Genomic DNA, 16132 nt, shown 5'->3' on the forward strand with positions numbered 1-16132 from the left:
GTCCAGTATGATCGGGAACGGATATAGGCTTCTGGCAGGCGGGCATCAGCAGGACACCATGGCCGACGACGTGATCGATTTCTCCGATATCCTGGATGTGGTTCGTTTGCGCGAAGAATGCCGCGCGGTCGCAGCCGATCCGGCCCGAAACCCGCTGGAATTGCGGACGGCGCTCCTCGGCGTTCTCAAGCAGGCGAGCAGCGAAGGACGCAAGAAGGTCCGCGATCTTCTCAATGCGGACGGCGGAGGGCTTGCCTGCGCGCGTCGCCTCTCCTGGCTTCAGGATCAGGTAATCTGCGTCCTGCACGATACGATTTCGGAGAGGCTGCATCAGGAAGCCGAGAGCATCGCGGTGGCGGCCGTGGGGGGCTATGGCCGCGACACGCTGGCCCCGGGCTCCGATATCGATCTCCTCTTTCTGCTGCCGGCGAAGAACAACGACGCGATGCGCAAGGCGATCGAATTCCTGCTTTATGTTCTCTGGGACATGGGCTTCAAGATCGGACATGCCACGCGCACGATCGAGGAGTGCATTCAGCTCGCGAAGACGGACATGACCATCCGCACCGCGATCCTGGAAAGCCGGTATGTCTGCGGTGCCGAAGCGCTCGTCACCGAGCTGGAGAAGCGCTTTGACGCGGAGATCGTAGCCGGCACCGGTCCCGAATTCGTCGCCGCAAAGCTTGCCGAGCGCGACCTTCGCCACCAGAAGGCAGGCGACACCCGTTACCTGGTGGAGCCCAATGTCAAGGAGGGCAAGGGCGGTCTTCGCGACCTCCATACCCTCTTCTGGATCGCCAAGTATTACTACCGCGTCAGGAACGCCCAGGAGCTTGTCGCAAGGGGCGTCTTTTCGCGCCATGAATGGAAGGTCTTCCAGAAGTCCGACGACTTTCTCTGGGCCGTCCGCTGCCACATGCATTTCCTGACGGGTAAGGCCGAGGAGCGCCTTTCCTTCGATATCCAGCGCGAGATCGCCGAGAGCCTCGGCTATCACAGCCGACCTGGACTGTCGGCTGTCGAGCGCTTCATGAAACACTACTTCCTCGTGGCCAAGGATGTGGGCGACCTCACCCGAATCTTCTGCGCCGCGCTCGAGGACGAGCAGGCAAAGGAAGCGCCCGGACTGAAGCGCGTCATCTCGCGCTTCACCAAGCGCGTGCACAAGATACCCGGCACGGTGGATTTCGTGCAGGATCGCGGCCGTATCACCGTGGCAAATCCCGACGTCTTCAAGCGTGATCCCGTCAATATCATTCGTCTGTTCCACGTGGCCGACATCAACGGTCTGGAATTCCATCCCGATGCCCTGAAGCGCGTGACGCGTTCCCTTTCGCTGATTGGTGATCAGGTGCGCCAGAACGAGGAGGCGAACCGGCTCTTCCTGTCGATGCTGACCTCGCGGCGTGATCCGGCCTTGATGCTTCGCCGTATGAACGAGGCGGGCGTCCTGGGTCGCTTCATTCCCGATTTCGGCCGCATCGTCTCGATGATGCAGTTCAACATGTATCATCACTACACGGTCGATGAGCACCTGATCCGCTCGGTCGAGGCGCTGTCAGAGGTGGACAAGGGGCAGGCTGCGGACATCCACCCGCTGGCAAACAAGCTCATGCCGAACGTCGAGGAGCGCGAAGCGCTTTACGTCGCGGTGCTCCTCCACGACATCGCCAAGGGCCGCCAGGAAGATCATTCGATTGCCGGGGCGCGGATTGCCCGCAAGCTCTGCCCGCGTTTCGGCCTGAACCAGAAGCAGGCGGAACTGGTGGTCTGGCTCATCGAAGAACATCTGCTGATGTCGATGACCGCCCAGACGCGCGACCTGCACGATCGCAAGACGATCACGGATTTCGCCGAGAGGGTCCAGTCCATGGATCGTCTGAGGCTGCTGTTGATCCTGACCATTTGCGACATCCGCGCCGTCGGGCCGGGTGTCTGGAACGGCTGGAAGGGCCAGCTTCTCCGCACACTCTACTACGAGACGGAGCTTCTGCTGACCGGCGGCTTCTCGGAACTGTCGCGCAAGGAGCGAGCCCGGCAGTCCGAGGAGGAACTGTTCGAGGCCTTGTCCGACTGGAGCCAGAAGGACCGGCGGGTCTATTCGAGGCTGCACTACCAGCCTTACCTCCTGTCGGTTCCGCTGGAGGACCAGGTCCGGCATGCCCACTTCATCCGGGAGGCAGACCAGAAGGGGCAGGCGCTCGCCACGACCGTCCGGACCCACTCCTTCCATGCCATAACCGAGATCACCGTGCTGGCGCCCGACCACCCACGACTGCTCTCGATCATCGCCGGCGCCTGTGCCGCAGCGGGAGCCAATATTGCCGACGCCCAGGTCTTCACGACTTCGGACGGACGCGCGCTCGATACCATCCTCATCAACCGGGAATTCCCTGTCGACGAGGACGAATTGCGGCGCGCGGCCACCATCGGCCGGATGATCGAGGACGTGCTGTCGGGCAGGAAGCGCTTGCCGGAAGTCATCGCGACCCGCGCCAAGGGTAAGAGGCGCAACAAGATGTTCAGCATTCCGCCCTCGGTGATCATCTCCAACGGGCTGTCGAACAAGTTTACGGTGGTGGAGGTGGAATGCCTCGACCGGCCCGGCCTGCTGGCGGAGATCACGGCCGTGCTCGCGGACTTGTCGCTCGATATCCACTCGGCCCGGATCACCACCTTTGGCGAGAAGGTGATCGACACCTTCTATGTGACCGATCTTCTGGGCGCCAAGATCACCAACGAGAACCGGCAGGGCAACATCTCCGCCCGGCTGAAAGCAGTCATGGCGGAGCAGGAGGATGAACTGCGCAGCGGCATGCCGCCCGGGATCATCGCGCCTGCCCCGATTCCCGGCCGCCGGCTGCAGGCTCCGCCGCGGCGCCCGAAGGCCGACGCATGAGCCTCGTCCGGAAATTCGCAACTGTCGGCGGTGCGACGCTCGGCAGCCGCATCTTCGGTTTCGCGCGCGAAACCATGATGGCGGCGGCGCTCGGGACCGGCCCGATGGCCGACGTCTTCTATGCCGCCTTCCGCTTCCCCAATCTGTTCCGCCGCCTTTTTGCCGAAGGCGCGTTCAACGCCGCCTTCGTTCCGCTGTTCTCCAAGGAGATCGAGACCCAGGGTGTCGAGGGCGCCAAGCGTTTCTCCGAGGAAGTCTTCGGCGTTCTGTTCTCGGCGCTGATGCTCATCACGATCGCGATGGAACTGGCGATGCCCTGGCTGGTGGACTGGGTCATCGCGCCCGGCTTTGCGGGGGACGCGGAGAAGTCGGCGCTGACCGTGCGGCTCGCTACGGTGATGTTTCCTTATCTTATGTGCATGTCGCTGACGGCCATGATGAGCGGCATGCTGAACTCGCTGCATCACTTCTTTGCGGCCGCGATCGCTCCGGTATTCCTCAACGTGGTGATGATCGCGGCGCTTGCCTATGCCTGGTGGACGGGTGCCGATCCGCTGACGACCGCCTGGTACCTGTCGTGGAGCGTTCTCGTCGCGGGAGTGCTTCAGCTTGCCATCGTCTATTTCGGGGTGCGCCACGCGGGGATCAGCATCCGCTTCCGCCGTCCGAGGATGACACCCAACGTCAAGCGTCTTCTCGTGCTGGCGCTGCCGGCTGCCATCACGGGCGGCATAACGCAGATCAACCAGATCATCGGGCAAGCCATCGCATCCGGCAAGGAAGGCGCGATCGCGGCTCTTCAGTATGCAGACCGCATCTATCAACTGCCTCTCGGCGTCGTTGGTGTCGCCGTCGGCGTCGTGCTTCTGCCGGAGCTGTCGCGGGCATTGAAGGGCGGCCATATGAAAGAGGCTGCGAATCTCCAGAACCGTTCGCTGGAATTCGTGCTGTTCCTGACCCTGCCGGCTGCAGCCGGCCTGTGGGTCCTGTCCGACCCGATCATCCGGGTGCTTTACGAGCGCGGCGCCTTCTCGGCCGAGAACACAGTGGTGGTCGCATCCATCCTGGCGATTTATGGGATCGGCCTGCCGGGCTTCGTGATGATCAAGGCGCTGCAACCCGGCTTCTATGCCCGTGAAGATACGCGGACTCCGATGCTGTTCACGATCATATCCGTCGTCGTCAACACGGGCCTGGCGATCACGCTCTTTCCGCTGCTGGCCGAGCGCGGCATCGCAACGGCCGAGGCGGCGGCCGGCTGGATCAACACGGCGCTGCTCTTCTCGACATTGCTGTGGCGCGGCGACCTGGCATGGGAATGGGCCTTCTTCCGCCGGACCGTGCTTCTGCTCGCTGCCGCCGGCCTCATGGCTGCGGCTCTGGCGTACGCGCTGCCCTTTGCTGCTGCGTGGCTTGCTCCAGGGGCACCCCTTCTGCAGCAGGTTGCGGCGCTCGGCTGCCTCTTGCTGCTCGCGGTCCTCGTCTATTTCCCCGTCGCCTTCCTGATCGGCGGGGCCGACATCGGAATGATCCGGCGCAACCTCAAGCGGGGGCCGCGCCCGGGCTAGCTGCGCTTCTTCCGGCCGCAATGGGCCCAGCGGCGTTTGGGACCGATATCGACATGAACGATGCCGTTGCAATAGCGGCCGATTCCGCCGATGCCGGGAGCGGACGCCGCTGCGGCGAGTATTCTTTTCTCCGGCACTCCGGGAACCCGGATGTCTGCTGCATAGCAGTGACTGTGCTGCGAGCGCCCGGATCGCGGGCGGTGACCCGAGGTCACCATCGGCTTGTGGCCAGTCTGGACCGCGATATGGGCCAGGATCGCCTTGAGCTTGGTCGGGAAGCAGCCGGTCCTGACGCTGACCCGCTGCACCGTGTAGGCCGCTGAATAATCATGTTTGAAGATGTTGCCGCGACGTTTCTGGTTGCTTTCAGCTACCGCAACTCCACTCACGCTGAAAGCAAGAAGAGAGGCAAGCGCGACACGAAGAACAATGCGCATGATATCCCCCTGAAAAAGACCCAATGATCATCTCGGGTCAGCCTTGGTGAGGGGAAAGTGGTTCCGAAAAATGGCGTAAGTATGAGATATTTTTTGCGATGCAGTAGCCTTAATGATCTGTAAGTGCTTGTGGCAAGGCGAGTTGTTTCTGTTGCGACGGAAGATAATTCCAAACCTATTTATAAAACAGGCATCTGTGGAATGCATAGCAAGCAATGCAGCCACTGCGCAGGTGCGGCATCAATGTGGCGAGAAAATGGGCAAGTCGTTGTTGAGGGAAGCCTCGGAAGAGGGGCCATGATCAGGCGACAGGCGAGATTGTGGCGGAAAATCGGCGTCCGTCGCGGCGGTTCGGGGCGGACATCCCTTGATCGTGGGGGGAGGGAGGTGCATAAGCCGCCCCTTAGCAACATGGCCCTCCGGGCCTGGGGCCCTCCACCAGCCTACTGAGGACGACATGAACAGCTTCAAGCCGCTCGTATTCTCGGGCGTTCAGCCGACCGGCAACCTGCACCTCGGCAACTATCTTGGTGCGATCCGCAAGTTCGTCGCGCTGCAGGAAAACAACGACTGCATCTACTGTGTCGTGGACCTGCATGCGATTACCGCCCAACTGGTGCACGACGATCTCCGCAACCAGATTCGCTCCATTGCCGCAGCCTTCATCGCTTCGGGCATCGACCCGGTCGAACATATCGTCTTCAACCAGTCGGCGGTGCCGCAGCACGCGGAACTGGCCTGGATCTTCAACTGCGTGGCCCGCATCGGTTGGATGAACCGCATGACGCAGTTCAAGGACAAGGCCGGCAAGGATCGGGAGAACGCATCGCTCGGTCTCCTCGCCTATCCGAGCCTGATGGCCGCCGATATTCTCGTCTACCGCGCAACGCATGTTCCCGTTGGCGACGACCAGAAGCAGCATCTCGAACTGGCACGCGATATCGCGCAGAAATTCAATATCGATTTCCAGGACAAGATCCGCGCGACCGGCGCCGGCGTCGACATGGTGGTCGGCGAGGAGCCTATCCACGGATATTTCCCGCTGGTGGAGCCGCTGATCGAGGGGCCCGCGCCGCGTGTCATGTCGCTGAAGGACGGCACGAAGAAGATGTCGAAGTCCGATCCCTCGGACCTTTCGCGCATCAACCTAATGGACGACGCCGACACCATCCTGAAGAAGATCCGCAAGGCCAAGACGGACCCCGACTCCCTGCCGAGCGAGGTCGACGGCTTGAAGGGGCGCCCCGAGGCGGACAACCTGGTGGGCATCTTCGCGGCCCTCGCGGACCGCAAGAAGGAGGATGTCCTGAAGGAGTTCGGGGGGCAGCAGTTCTCCACCTTCAAGCCGGCTCTTGCCGATCTTGCGGTTCACGTGCTGTCGCCGATCACCGATGAGATGCGCCGCCTGATGGGCGATACGACCCACATCGACGCCATCCTGCGCGACGGCGGCGAGCGGGCAAGGGCGCGTGCAGAGAAGGTGATGGCCGACGTCTTCGACATCATCGGCTTCCTGCGGTGAGCGTGCGGCTTCGCCGCAGGAGTCCTGGTTTTCATTTTTTCGCGTTCGTATAAATTCCGCGGCTCGGCCATCTGTGTCGAGCTTCGGGAGGAAGAGCTGCATGGTTTCCAAACGCCTGTCTCGACTTGAGGGACACCGCCGCAAGTTCATGGCCGTCATCGACGGCACTCCGGAATGCGAGCGGGCGGTGCATTATGCGGGCCGCCGCGCCAAGAACTCGAACGGCGGATTGGTTCTGCTGTTCGTCATCCCGGAAGGCGATTTCCAGCAATGGCTGGGCGTCGAGGCCATCATGCGGGCCGAGGCACGCGAGGAGGCCGAATCGATCATGGCCAAGGCGGCGCAGAAAGTTCGCGAAACCATCGGCATAGATCCGGAGATCGTCATCCGAGAGGGGAACGCCACCGAGGAAATCAATGCGCTGGTGGAGGAGGACCGGGACATCGCCATTCTCGTCCTGGCGGCGGCTTCGGCAAAGGAGGGGCCCGGTCCCCTGGTTTCGGCCATTGCCGGCCGCGGCGCCGTCTTCCCGATTCCCGTGACGGTGCTTCCGGACAGCCTCTCCGACGAAGAGATTGATGCGCTCTGCTGAACGCTTGACGGCGGAAGCCGAAAGGCGCACTTGAAGGCAAAGATGATTGGGATTATCTTCTTTGGAAGAATTCTAAACTTAGTGCCGAGGCACTTCGGAGAAACAAGATGTTTATTCAGACCGAGGCAACGCCGAACCCGGCAACCCTGAAATTCCTGCCCGGCAAGGTGGTCATGGAGAAGGGCACTGCGGATTTCCGCAATTCCGGCGAGGCCGAGGCGTCGCCGCTTGCCGCCCGGCTTTTCGCCGTGCCGGGCGTGACGGGGGTCTATTTCGGCTACGACTTCATCACCGTGACCAAGGACAGCGGGGAGTGGCAGCACCTGAAGCCGGCGATCCTCGGCTCGATCATGGAGCATTTCATGTCCGGCCAGCCCGTCATGGGCGGGGGCACCAGCACGGCGGAAGCCTTCGATGAAGAGGGCGAGTTCTATGAAGAGGGTGACGAGACCATCGTTGCCACGATCAAGGAACTGCTGGAAACGCGCGTTCGACCGGCCGTTGCGCAGGATGGCGGAGACATCACCTTCAAGGGCTTCAAGGATGGCACCGTCTACCTGAACATGAAGGGAGCCTGCTCCGGCTGCCCGTCTTCTACCGCGACGCTGAAGCACGGCGTGCAGAACCTGCTTCGCCATTTCGTGCCGGAAGTGCAGGCGGTCGAAGCGCTCTGACGGCCTTTTCCGGATAATGCTGATTCTCGCCATCGATACGGCCGGGATCGATTGCTCCGCAGCGGTCTATGACAGCGCTGCAGGCACCGTTCTGGGCTCCGTCGTCGACATGATCGGGAAGGGTCATGCGGAACGCCTGATGGCGGCCATCGATGAGGCGCTTGCCGAGGCCGGCCGTTCCCTTTCGGATATCGGACGGATTGCCGTAGTCGTCGGGCCGGGATCGTTCACGGGCATTCGTGTCGGTGTCGCGGCTGCCCGCGGCCTTGCCCTCGCATTGGGGGTCGAGGCGGTCGGGGTGACGACGCTCGAGGCACTTGCGGCGGTGCATATGGATAGCGGATCGTCGGTGCCGGTCGTTGCCGCCATGGATGCCAAGCGTGGCGAGCTCTACGTTCAGGCGTTCGCGCCCGATGGACGTCCGCTCGGCCCGCCGGAAGCGCTGCCGGCCGAGGCTGCCGCTGCTTTGGCCTCGTCCCTTTCGGCGGAGGTAACCGGTTCCGGGCGGCCACTGGTATTGGGCGCGGAAACGTCTTCCGGCCCGGATCGGTTCGATATTTCTGCCGTAGCCCGGCTGGGTTCGCGCAAAGCGCCGGAAGACTCGCGCCCCAAGCCGCTCTATCTGCGCGGGCCGGACGCCCGGCCGCAGACCGGTTACGCATTGGCCCGGGCTTGAAAGCAGATGCTGGAAGAATACCTCCAGCAGTGGAAGCCGTATTTCGAGATCGTTCCGGTGAAAAGCGGCGACTGCCGCGAGATTTCCGATCTTCACGGCCAGCGCTTTCCAAGGCAGTGGAGCGACGGTGAATTTCTCAGCCTGTTGTTGCAGCCGAACGTCTTCGGGTTCCTCGCCCGTCAGACCAACGCCTTCTTTTCCCGACCGGTCGGAGGCTTCGTGCTGGCACGGGAAATGGCCGGGGAGGCGGAGATCCTGACCATTGCGGTGGCCGAGAGATTCGGGCGGGCAGGGCTCGGCTGGCGACTGATGCAGGCGGCCTTGCGCGAGGCGGAGCAGCGGGGCGCCGAGGAGATGTTCCTTGAGGTCGAGGCCGCCAACGAACCGGCTGTACGGCTGTATCGCAAGCTCGGTTTTCGAACGGTTGCGGAACGCCCGGCCTATTATGAGAGCTCCGATGGAGAGCGTTCGACGGCGCTTGTCATGAAGTGCGATCTTCGCTAGGTCCATCGGAATGCTAATGAATGAAGGCGGCAACGTCATGACAGATCTTTCCAAGACACTGGAGGAGCTGTGTGCCGACAAGGGCATGCGCATGACGGACCAGCGCCGGGTGATCGCGCGCATCCTTCAGGAGTCCGACGACCATCCGGACGTCGAGGAACTCTATCGCCGCTCCGCCAAGGTCGATCCCCGCATCTCCCTTTCGACGGTCTATCGGACGGTGAAGCTGTTCGAGGACCAGGGCATCATCGAGAAGCACGATTTCCGCGACGGGCGCTCGCGCTATGAAACGGTACCCCGGGAGCACCACGACCACATGATCGACGTCGAGTCGGGAACGGTCGTTGAATTCCACTCTCCTGAAATCGAGGCCCTGCAGGAGCGTATCGCGCGGGAACACGGCTTCCGGCTGGTCGGCCATCGCCTGGAACTGTACGGCGTGCCGCTGGACAAGGATGACGCTTGATCACCTGGCTGCGGATCGGCGTCATTGTCGTGGCACTATCCATCGTCACGCTGGTGCTCCTGCCGTTCCAGATGGCCGGTTTGGCCTTCGACCTACGGATGCGCCGCTATATCCCGCGATATTGGCATCGCGCGGCATGCTGGCTGCTCGGCATCCGGATTCATCTCCACGGGCGCATTGACCGCCGCCGGCCGTTGATGCTCGCAGCCAACCATGCGTCGTGGAAGGACATCCTCGTCCTCGGGGCCGTAGCGGACGTGGCCTTCATCGCGAAGTCCGAGGTGGCGGATTGGCCCGTCTTCGGCCTCCTCGCGAAGCTGCAGAAGACCATTTTCGTGGCGCGTGACCAGAAGCGTCAGGCGGGACAACAGGTCAACGAGATCGCCGAGCGGATGAAGGCGGGGGAAATCGTGGTCCTGTTTCCGGAGGGAACCACCTCGGATGGCAACAGGCTCCTCGACATCAAGTCCTCCCTGTTTGGTGCCGCCGCGGCGGCCGTGCCCTCGGTGCCGGGCAATGTTGTGCATGTTCAGCCCGTCGCGATCGCCTACACGCGCGTCTACGGCATGGCGATGGGCCGCTATCACCGCCCGATTGCCGCCTGGCCGGGCGACATCGAGCTTGTCCCCCATCTGATGGGCGTGCTGAAGGCGGAGGCGATCGACGTGGATGTCTCCTTCGGAGAGGCGGTCGCCTTCCGGGCCGGCGACAACCGCAAGGCCTTGAGCGCTGAAGTGGCTGCAAAGATAAGGCGCATGCTGCTTGCGCGGTTGCGCGGCCGGGACTACGGCTAGCAGTCCTGCATTGCGGCCTTCTATTGCAGCCGGTCTTGCGGTAAAGAGCCGCTATGAGCACCGACACCGTCATCCACCACTCCGAAACCGATCCAGGGGCAGGCGTCAATACGCGCAAGGTCTTCATCAAGACCTATGGCTGCCAGATGAACGTCTATGATTCCCTGCGAATGGGCGATGCGCTGGCAAGCGAAGGTTATGTGCAGACGGAGCAGATGGAAGATGCGGACCTGATCTTGCTCAACACCTGCCATATCCGGGAAAAGGCAGCCGAGAAGGTCTATTCCGCGCTGGGCAGGTTGCGCGAGATGAAGAAGGCCCGCGAGGCGGGCGGGCAGGAACTGATGGTCGGCGTGACCGGTTGCGTCGCGCAGGCGGAAGGCGAAGAGATCCTCAGGCGCGCTCCGGCTGTCGACGTGGTCATCGGGCCGCAGACCTATCACCGCCTTCCGGAGGCGCTGCGCCGCGCTCGGCAGGGCAACCGCGTCGTGGACACGGAATATGCGGTCGAGGACAAGTTCGAGCATCTGCCGACGGCGGAGAAGGCGCGCATCCGCTCCCGCGGTGTCACCTCCTTCCTGACCGTGCAGGAAGGCTGCGACAAGTTCTGCACCTTCTGTGTGGTCCCCTACACACGCGGTGCGGAGGTTTCCCGCCCGCTCCCGCAGATTCTCGACGAGGCTCAGCGCCTGGCGGAGGCCGGGGTGAGGGAGGTCACGCTGCTCGGCCAGAACGTCAACGCCTGGCGCGGCGAGGGGCCGGACGGCCGCGAATGGGGATTGGGGGACCTGCTCTACCGGCTGGCGGAGGTGGCGGGGCTTGCCCGTCTGCGATACACGACCAGCCACCCGCGCGATATGGACGACCGCCTCATCGAGGCGCACCGCGACCTGCGATCCCTGATGCCCTACCTGCACCTGCCCGTTCAATCCGGCTCCGACCGTATCCTGAAGGCGATGAACCGCCGCCATACGGCGCAGGAATACCTGCGCCTCGTCGAGCGTATCCGTCGCGCCCGGCCGGATATCGCCATGTCGGGAGATTTCATTGTCGGTTTTCCGGGCGAGAGCGACGAGGATTTCCAAGATACGCTTCGGATCGTCGAGACCGTCGGCTACGCGCAGGCCTTTTCCTTCAAGTATTCGATCCGCCCCGGTACTCCGGGCGCCGAACTTGCGGACCAGGTTCCGGAGGACGTGAAGGCGGAACGGCTCGAAAGATTGCAGGCGCTCCTCTTGAAACAGCAGGCCGACTTCGCCAAATCCTGTGTCGGAAAGGTCATCGACCTGCTGCTGGAGAAGCCCGGCCGCAACGAAGGCCAGGTGATCGGACGATCGCCCTGGCTCCAGTCCGTGAATGTTGATGCAAAAACATCGCAGATAGGTGACATTATTCCGGTACGAATCATTGGAACGGGGCCAAACAGCTTGTTTGCCGAGCCGGCACGGGATGTAGTTGGAACCTGAACCGACTGGCGAGGAGCTTGCCTACTTGAACGGACACGAACTGGTTTCTTCACCCGCGCGTCAACCGAAATCCGCTGCGACCGATGCCAACCACTTCGTGCTGACATTCGAGAACAACAGGTTTGCCAGCGAACTTTTCGGCCAGTTCGACCAGAACCTGAAGCTGCTCGAGGAACGCCTGAACATTCAGGCGCGCGCCCGCGGGAACTCCGTATCGATATCCGGTGACGTTACGGCCACCAACCAGGCGCGCCGGGCGCTCGACTATCTTTATGAACGGCTGCAAAAGGGTGGCAGCGTCGACACGTCGGATGTCGAGGGTGCAATTCGGATGGCTGCTGCGGCGGACGATCAACTGCAACTACCGACGATGGAGCGGAAGGCGCGGCTGTCCGTGGCGCAGATTTCGACTCGCAAGAAGACGATCGCCGCGCGCACTCCCACCCAGGATGCCTATATGCGCGCGCTGGAACGCTCGGAACTGGTTTTCGGGGTGGGGCCTGCCGGTACGGGCAAGACCTATCTGGCCGTGGCCCATGCGGCCCAGTTGCTGGAACGCGGAGCGGTCGACCGCATCATCCTTTCCCGACCGGCGGTGGAAGCCGGCGAGCGCCTGGGTTTCCTTCCGGGGGACATGAAGGAGAAGGTCGATCCTTATCTGCGGCCGCTCTATGACGCGCTCTACGACATGATTCCCGGCGACAAGGTCGAGCGCGCGATCACCGCCGGCGTCATCGAGATTGCGCCGCTTGCCTTCATGCGCGGGCGCACGCTCGCGAACGCGGCGGTTATCCTGGACGAGGCGCAGAACACCACGTCCATGCAGATGAAGATGTTCCTGACGCGTCTTGGCGAAAACGCGCGCATGATCGTCACCGGCGATCCGAGCCAGGTGGATCTGCCCCGTGGGGTGAAATCCGGTCTGGTGGAGGCTTTGCACGTCCTCAAGGGGGTGGAGGGCATCTCGGTCGTCCGCTTCAAGGACGTCGACGTGGTGCGCCATCCCCTGGTCGGCCGGATTGTCCAGGCCTATGATGCGCAATATGCTGTTCACGAGGAAAGCGAGGTTACCGATCGCTGAGGCGGTCGGCGATTTATGCCGCAACTTGACTTACAGATCAGCGTCGAAGACGAGGCGTGGCCTGGCGAAGAGGAACTTCATGGGCTGGTCGACCGGGTTCTGAGTGCTGCGGCCGATTATCTGCAGGCCTCGGAAAGGCAACCATTTCCGCAGCAGCCGGTCGAACTTTCGCTCGTCTTCACCGATGACGCATCGGTCCGCGAGATCAATGCCGAATGGCGCGGCAAGGACAAGCCGACGAACGTGCTGTCCTTCCCGGCATTTCCCGTCCAGCCCGGCAGGATGCCCGGTCCGATGCTGGGCGATATCGTCATCGCCCGCGAAACGGTGGAGCGGGAAGCGGCCGAACTGGAAAAAACCGGCGAGGAGCATTTGACGCATCTCCTGGTGCATGGTTTCCTGCATCTGCTCGGCTATGATCACATGGAAGCCGCCGAGGCCGAGCGGATGGAAGCGCTGGAGACTCGCATTTTGGCCACGCTTGGCCTATCTGATCCCTATGCGGGACAAGACCCGATCACCTAGCTTGGAACGATGAACGACATTTCGACACTTGTTGCCCATGAGGGCAAAGACGGTTCGGACAATTCTTCGGAAGAAGGCAGTAGTCCGCAACGACAGGAAAATTCCCGAAGCAATGCTTCCTTCTGGGCTCGTGCCCTGAGGCTTCTGCGGCCCGCGCAGGGCGAGCGCCTGCGGGAGGATCTGGCAGATGCGCTGATGACGGACGTCAATGTCAGCAATGCGTTCTCGCCCGAGGAGCGGGCGATGCTGCACAACATCCTCCGCTTTCGCGAGGTCCGGGTCGAGGACATCATGGTGCCGCGCGCCGATATCGAGGCCGTCGACATGACGATGACCCTCGGCGACCTCATGATCCACTTCGAGGAAACCGGCCGCTCCCGCATGCCGGTCTATTGCGATACCTTGGATGACCCGCGGGGCTTCGTCCATATCCGCGATCTATTGTCCTATCTTGCGAAGCAGGCTCGCAACAAACGCCGGGCCAGCCCCCGCGCTACGGCTCCTTCGCAGCGCATGCCGCTGGTCGACGACAAGGTGGAAAAGCCCGCGCGCGGGCTGAAGGCAGCCTTCGACCTCGGCCGGGTGGACTTGAGCAAGTCGGTGGCCGATGCCGGCCTCGTCCGCAAGATCCTCTTCGTGCCGCCCTCCATGCTGGCCTCCGACCTGCTGCAGAGCATGCAGGCAGCGCGAACCCAGATGGCCCTCGTCATCGATGAATACGGCGGTACCGACGGTCTCGTGTCGCACGAGGACATCGTGGAGATGGTCATCGGCGACGTGGAGGACGAGCATGACGACGAGGAGGTCATGTTCTCCCGCGCCGGCGAGGACATCTTCATCGCCGATGCCCGTATCGAACTGGAGGAGATCGCCGAGGCGATCGGTCCCGACTTCGATATCCGTGACCGCATGGAGGATGTCGACACCTTGGGCGGGCTGCTCTTCTCTGCCCTCGGGCGCATTCCGGTTCGAGGCGAGGTCGTCCAGGCGCTGCCGGGCTTCGAGTTCCACATCCTGGATGCCGATCCGCGTCGCATCAAGCGCGTTCGGGTGGTGCGCAAGCGCCCCCTGTCGCGGCGGCGTCATGCCAAGGGTGAGGCAGAAGGCATGCCGCCGGACCAGGCGTCCGCCCCTGCGGCATCCGGGATCGGCGGTGCCGACGTCGAGCCCGCACCGGATGCGCGGAACACTCCCTGACGCTGGCATGACGACAGGCGCCGGGATTTTTGAAACACTGCGATCCTGATTCGGGGTAACGGGAAGGATTGCGGAATGGAGCGGTTGGCCGGCAGGATCATGCTTCTCTGGGGCATGCGGCGCGCGGCAATCGCCATTGCGGCGGGCGCGGCCGGGGCACTTGCCCTGCCGCCCTTCGGCATCTTCGGCACCCTCTTCCTCTCCTTCACCTTACTCGTATGGCTGATGGACGGCTTGTCCATACACCCCGAAGGAGGGCGCCTGTCCCGCCTGCGGGCGGCGTTCCTGCTCGGCTGGCTGTTCGGCTTCGGCTACTTCGTGGCAGGACTCTGGTGGCTGGGAAACGCGCTTCTGGTCGAGGCGGACGAATTCGCCTGGGCACTGCCGCTCGCCGTGCTGGGACTGCCGGCCTTCCTCGCACTCTTCTATGGCGTCGCAACGGCTCTGGCGAACCTGCTGTGGTCGGACGGGTTTGGCCGTCTGGCCGCGCTGGCATTCGGATTCGGTATAGCGGAGTGGCTCAGAAGCTTCGTCGCGACGGGCTTTCCGTGGAACGCGATCGGCTACGGGGCCATGCAGACACCGCTCATGATGCAGTCCTCCGCCCCGATCGGTCTCTTTGGCGTGACGACGCTCGCCGTCTTCGTCTTTTCCGCTCCCGCGCTCCTGGGGACGCGCCGGGGCATGGGCGCCGGGCTTGTCCTTGCAGGTATTCTTCTGTGCGCGCATTTCGGGTACGGCGCCTATCGCCTCAACGCCGCGGGCCAGGCCGCAGACGGTGGGGAGACGATCGTGCGGCTCGTTCAGCCGGTCGTCGACCAATCCCGCAAGCTGGAAGGTGTCGATCGGGCGGAGATCTTCGAGGAGCATCTGTCTCTTTCCGCCGCGCCCCCGAAGGAAGGGGCGCGCCGGCCCGATATCATCGTCTGGCCCGAGACCTCGGTGCCCTTCATCCTGACGGAGAACAAGGACGCACTGGTGAGGATTGCCGAAGTCCTCAAGGAGGGGCAGGTGCTGATTGCGGGCGCCGTCAGGGTCGAATATCCGGGCTCCGGCTCGGCGCCCCGCTACTACAACTCGGTCTATGTCATCGATGACGAGGGACAGATTCTCGGGGGCTCCGATAAGGTTCACCTGACGCCCTTCGGTGAATACGTGCCCTTCGAAAACTGGCTGCGGGAATGGGGCGTGGACAATCTGGTGGCACTGCCGGGCGGCTTTACGGCCGCCGCCCTGCGTTCGCCTCTGCCGCTGCCGGACGGCCGGACGCTTTATCCGCTGATCTGCTACGAGATCATCTTCCCTCAGGAGGTCACGGATGACGTCACCTCTACCGCTGCCATCCTCAACATCACCAACGATGCCTGGTTCGGCGATACTCCCGGTCCCTACCAGCATTTCCAGCAGGCGCGGCTTCGGGCGGTGGAGAACGGCCGGCCGCTCCTTCGCGGCGCCAATAGCGGGATTTCGGCGGTGGTCGATCATCTCGGGCGCGTGAGGGACGGCCTCGGTTTCAATCAGAAGGGATCCGTCGATGCCCCATTGAGCGACGCCTCTGTCCCCTCCTGGAACGAGACCGCGCGGCAGACGCATTTCTGGTTGATCGTATTTTCTATGTTTTTGATTGCAGCTCTTGCGCGCGTGGGTTTTAAATCCCGGGCGAATTGACCCAAAACCCCCAAAAATGCATAGTGCCGGCGCACTTCTGTTCGCCATGATGTAGAAGTGATA

General features: G+C 62.8%; 15 protein-coding genes. 14 read left to right on the top strand and 1 reads right to left on the bottom strand.

What is annotated here, in order from left to right; translation table 11 throughout:
- Positions 1–58 precede the first annotated feature (58 nt).
- Entirely contained in the window at positions 59–2899 is a 2841-nt protein-coding gene (locus tag RTCK_RS18140; protein WP_142593836.1) for a [protein-PII] uridylyltransferase, read from the top strand.
- Positions 2896–4467 (top strand): murein biosynthesis integral membrane protein MurJ, encoded by a 1572-nt coding sequence (gene murJ / locus RTCK_RS18145; RefSeq protein ID WP_142521993.1) that lies wholly within the window; start codon positions 2896–2898, stop codon positions 4465–4467. Before RTCK_RS18140 ends, murJ begins: the two co-directional genes overlap by 4 nt.
- On the opposite strand, the gene RTCK_RS18150 is transcribed toward murJ, so the two are convergent.
- Complete coding sequence (locus tag RTCK_RS18150; RefSeq protein WP_142521992.1) at positions 4464–4904, bottom strand: YcbK family protein; 441 nt, start codon at positions 4902–4904, stop codon at positions 4464–4466. The two genes, murJ and RTCK_RS18150, sit on opposite strands and share 4 nt — an antisense overlap.
- Positions 4905–5361: 457 nt before the next feature.
- On the opposite strand from RTCK_RS18150, the gene trpS reads away from it, so the two are divergent.
- The 12 genes from trpS to lnt all read left to right on the top strand — a co-directional run bounded on the left by trpS (position 5362) and on the right by lnt (position 16069).
- Positions 5362–6426 (top strand): tryptophan--tRNA ligase, encoded by a 1065-nt coding sequence (gene trpS / locus RTCK_RS18155; protein ID WP_142521991.1) that lies wholly within the window; start codon positions 5362–5364, stop codon positions 6424–6426.
- A 100-nt stretch (positions 6427–6526) separates the two neighbouring features.
- Complete coding sequence (locus tag RTCK_RS18160; protein ID WP_142521990.1) at positions 6527–7018, top strand: universal stress protein; 492 nt, start codon at positions 6527–6529, stop codon at positions 7016–7018.
- A 107-nt stretch (positions 7019–7125) separates the two neighbouring features.
- Positions 7126–7692, top strand: coding sequence for a NifU family protein (locus tag RTCK_RS18165; protein WP_142521989.1), 567 nt, complete (start codon positions 7126–7128; stop codon positions 7690–7692).
- 16 nt (positions 7693–7708) lie between these two features.
- The gene (gene tsaB, locus RTCK_RS18170) at positions 7709–8368 is read left to right on the top strand and encodes a tRNA (adenosine(37)-N6)-threonylcarbamoyltransferase complex dimerization subunit type 1 TsaB (protein WP_142593837.1); all 660 of its coding nucleotides are present in this window, start codon (positions 7709–7711) and stop codon (positions 8366–8368) included.
- A 6-nt stretch (positions 8369–8374) separates the two neighbouring features.
- Positions 8375–8872 (top strand): GNAT family N-acetyltransferase, encoded by a 498-nt coding sequence (locus tag RTCK_RS18175; RefSeq protein ID WP_142521987.1) that lies wholly within the window; start codon positions 8375–8377, stop codon positions 8870–8872.
- Positions 8873–8909: 37 nt separating this feature from the next.
- Positions 8910–9338 carry a Fur family transcriptional regulator gene (locus tag RTCK_RS18180; RefSeq protein ID WP_142521986.1) on the top strand — a complete coding sequence of 143 codons (429 nt, stop codon included), beginning with the start codon at positions 8910–8912 and terminating at the stop codon, positions 9336–9338.
- Entirely contained in the window at positions 9335–10132 is a 798-nt protein-coding gene (locus RTCK_RS18185) for a lysophospholipid acyltransferase family protein (RefSeq protein WP_185928049.1), read from the top strand. The genes RTCK_RS18180 and RTCK_RS18185 overlap by 4 nt, the downstream gene beginning before the upstream one ends.
- A gap of 53 nt (positions 10133–10185) precedes the next feature.
- Positions 10186–11598, top strand: coding sequence for a tRNA (N6-isopentenyl adenosine(37)-C2)-methylthiotransferase MiaB (miaB, locus tag RTCK_RS18190; RefSeq protein WP_142521985.1), 1413 nt, complete (start codon positions 10186–10188; stop codon positions 11596–11598).
- A gap of 25 nt (positions 11599–11623) precedes the next feature.
- Positions 11624–12679, top strand: a complete 1056-nt coding sequence (locus RTCK_RS18195; protein WP_142593838.1) for a PhoH family protein — start codon at positions 11624–11626, stop codon at positions 12677–12679.
- A gap of 15 nt (positions 12680–12694) precedes the next feature.
- A complete protein-coding gene (ybeY, locus tag RTCK_RS18200; RefSeq protein WP_142521983.1) occupies positions 12695–13204 on the top strand; it encodes an rRNA maturation RNase YbeY in 510 nt (169 codons plus the stop codon).
- A 9-nt stretch (positions 13205–13213) separates the two neighbouring features.
- Positions 13214–14401 carry a transporter associated domain-containing protein gene (locus RTCK_RS18205; RefSeq protein WP_142521982.1) on the top strand — a complete coding sequence of 396 codons (1188 nt, stop codon included), beginning with the start codon at positions 13214–13216 and terminating at the stop codon, positions 14399–14401.
- A 75-nt stretch (positions 14402–14476) separates the two neighbouring features.
- On the top strand, positions 14477–16069 hold the full coding sequence (gene lnt, locus RTCK_RS18210) for an apolipoprotein N-acyltransferase (RefSeq protein ID WP_142593839.1): 1593 nt from the start codon (positions 14477–14479) through the stop codon (positions 16067–16069).
- Positions 16070–16132: the final 63 nt, after the last annotated feature.

This window comes from Pseudorhizobium endolithicum, assembly GCF_902153245.2.
In the GTDB taxonomy this organism is placed as follows: Bacteria; Pseudomonadota; Alphaproteobacteria; order Rhizobiales; family Rhizobiaceae; genus Neorhizobium; species Neorhizobium endolithicum.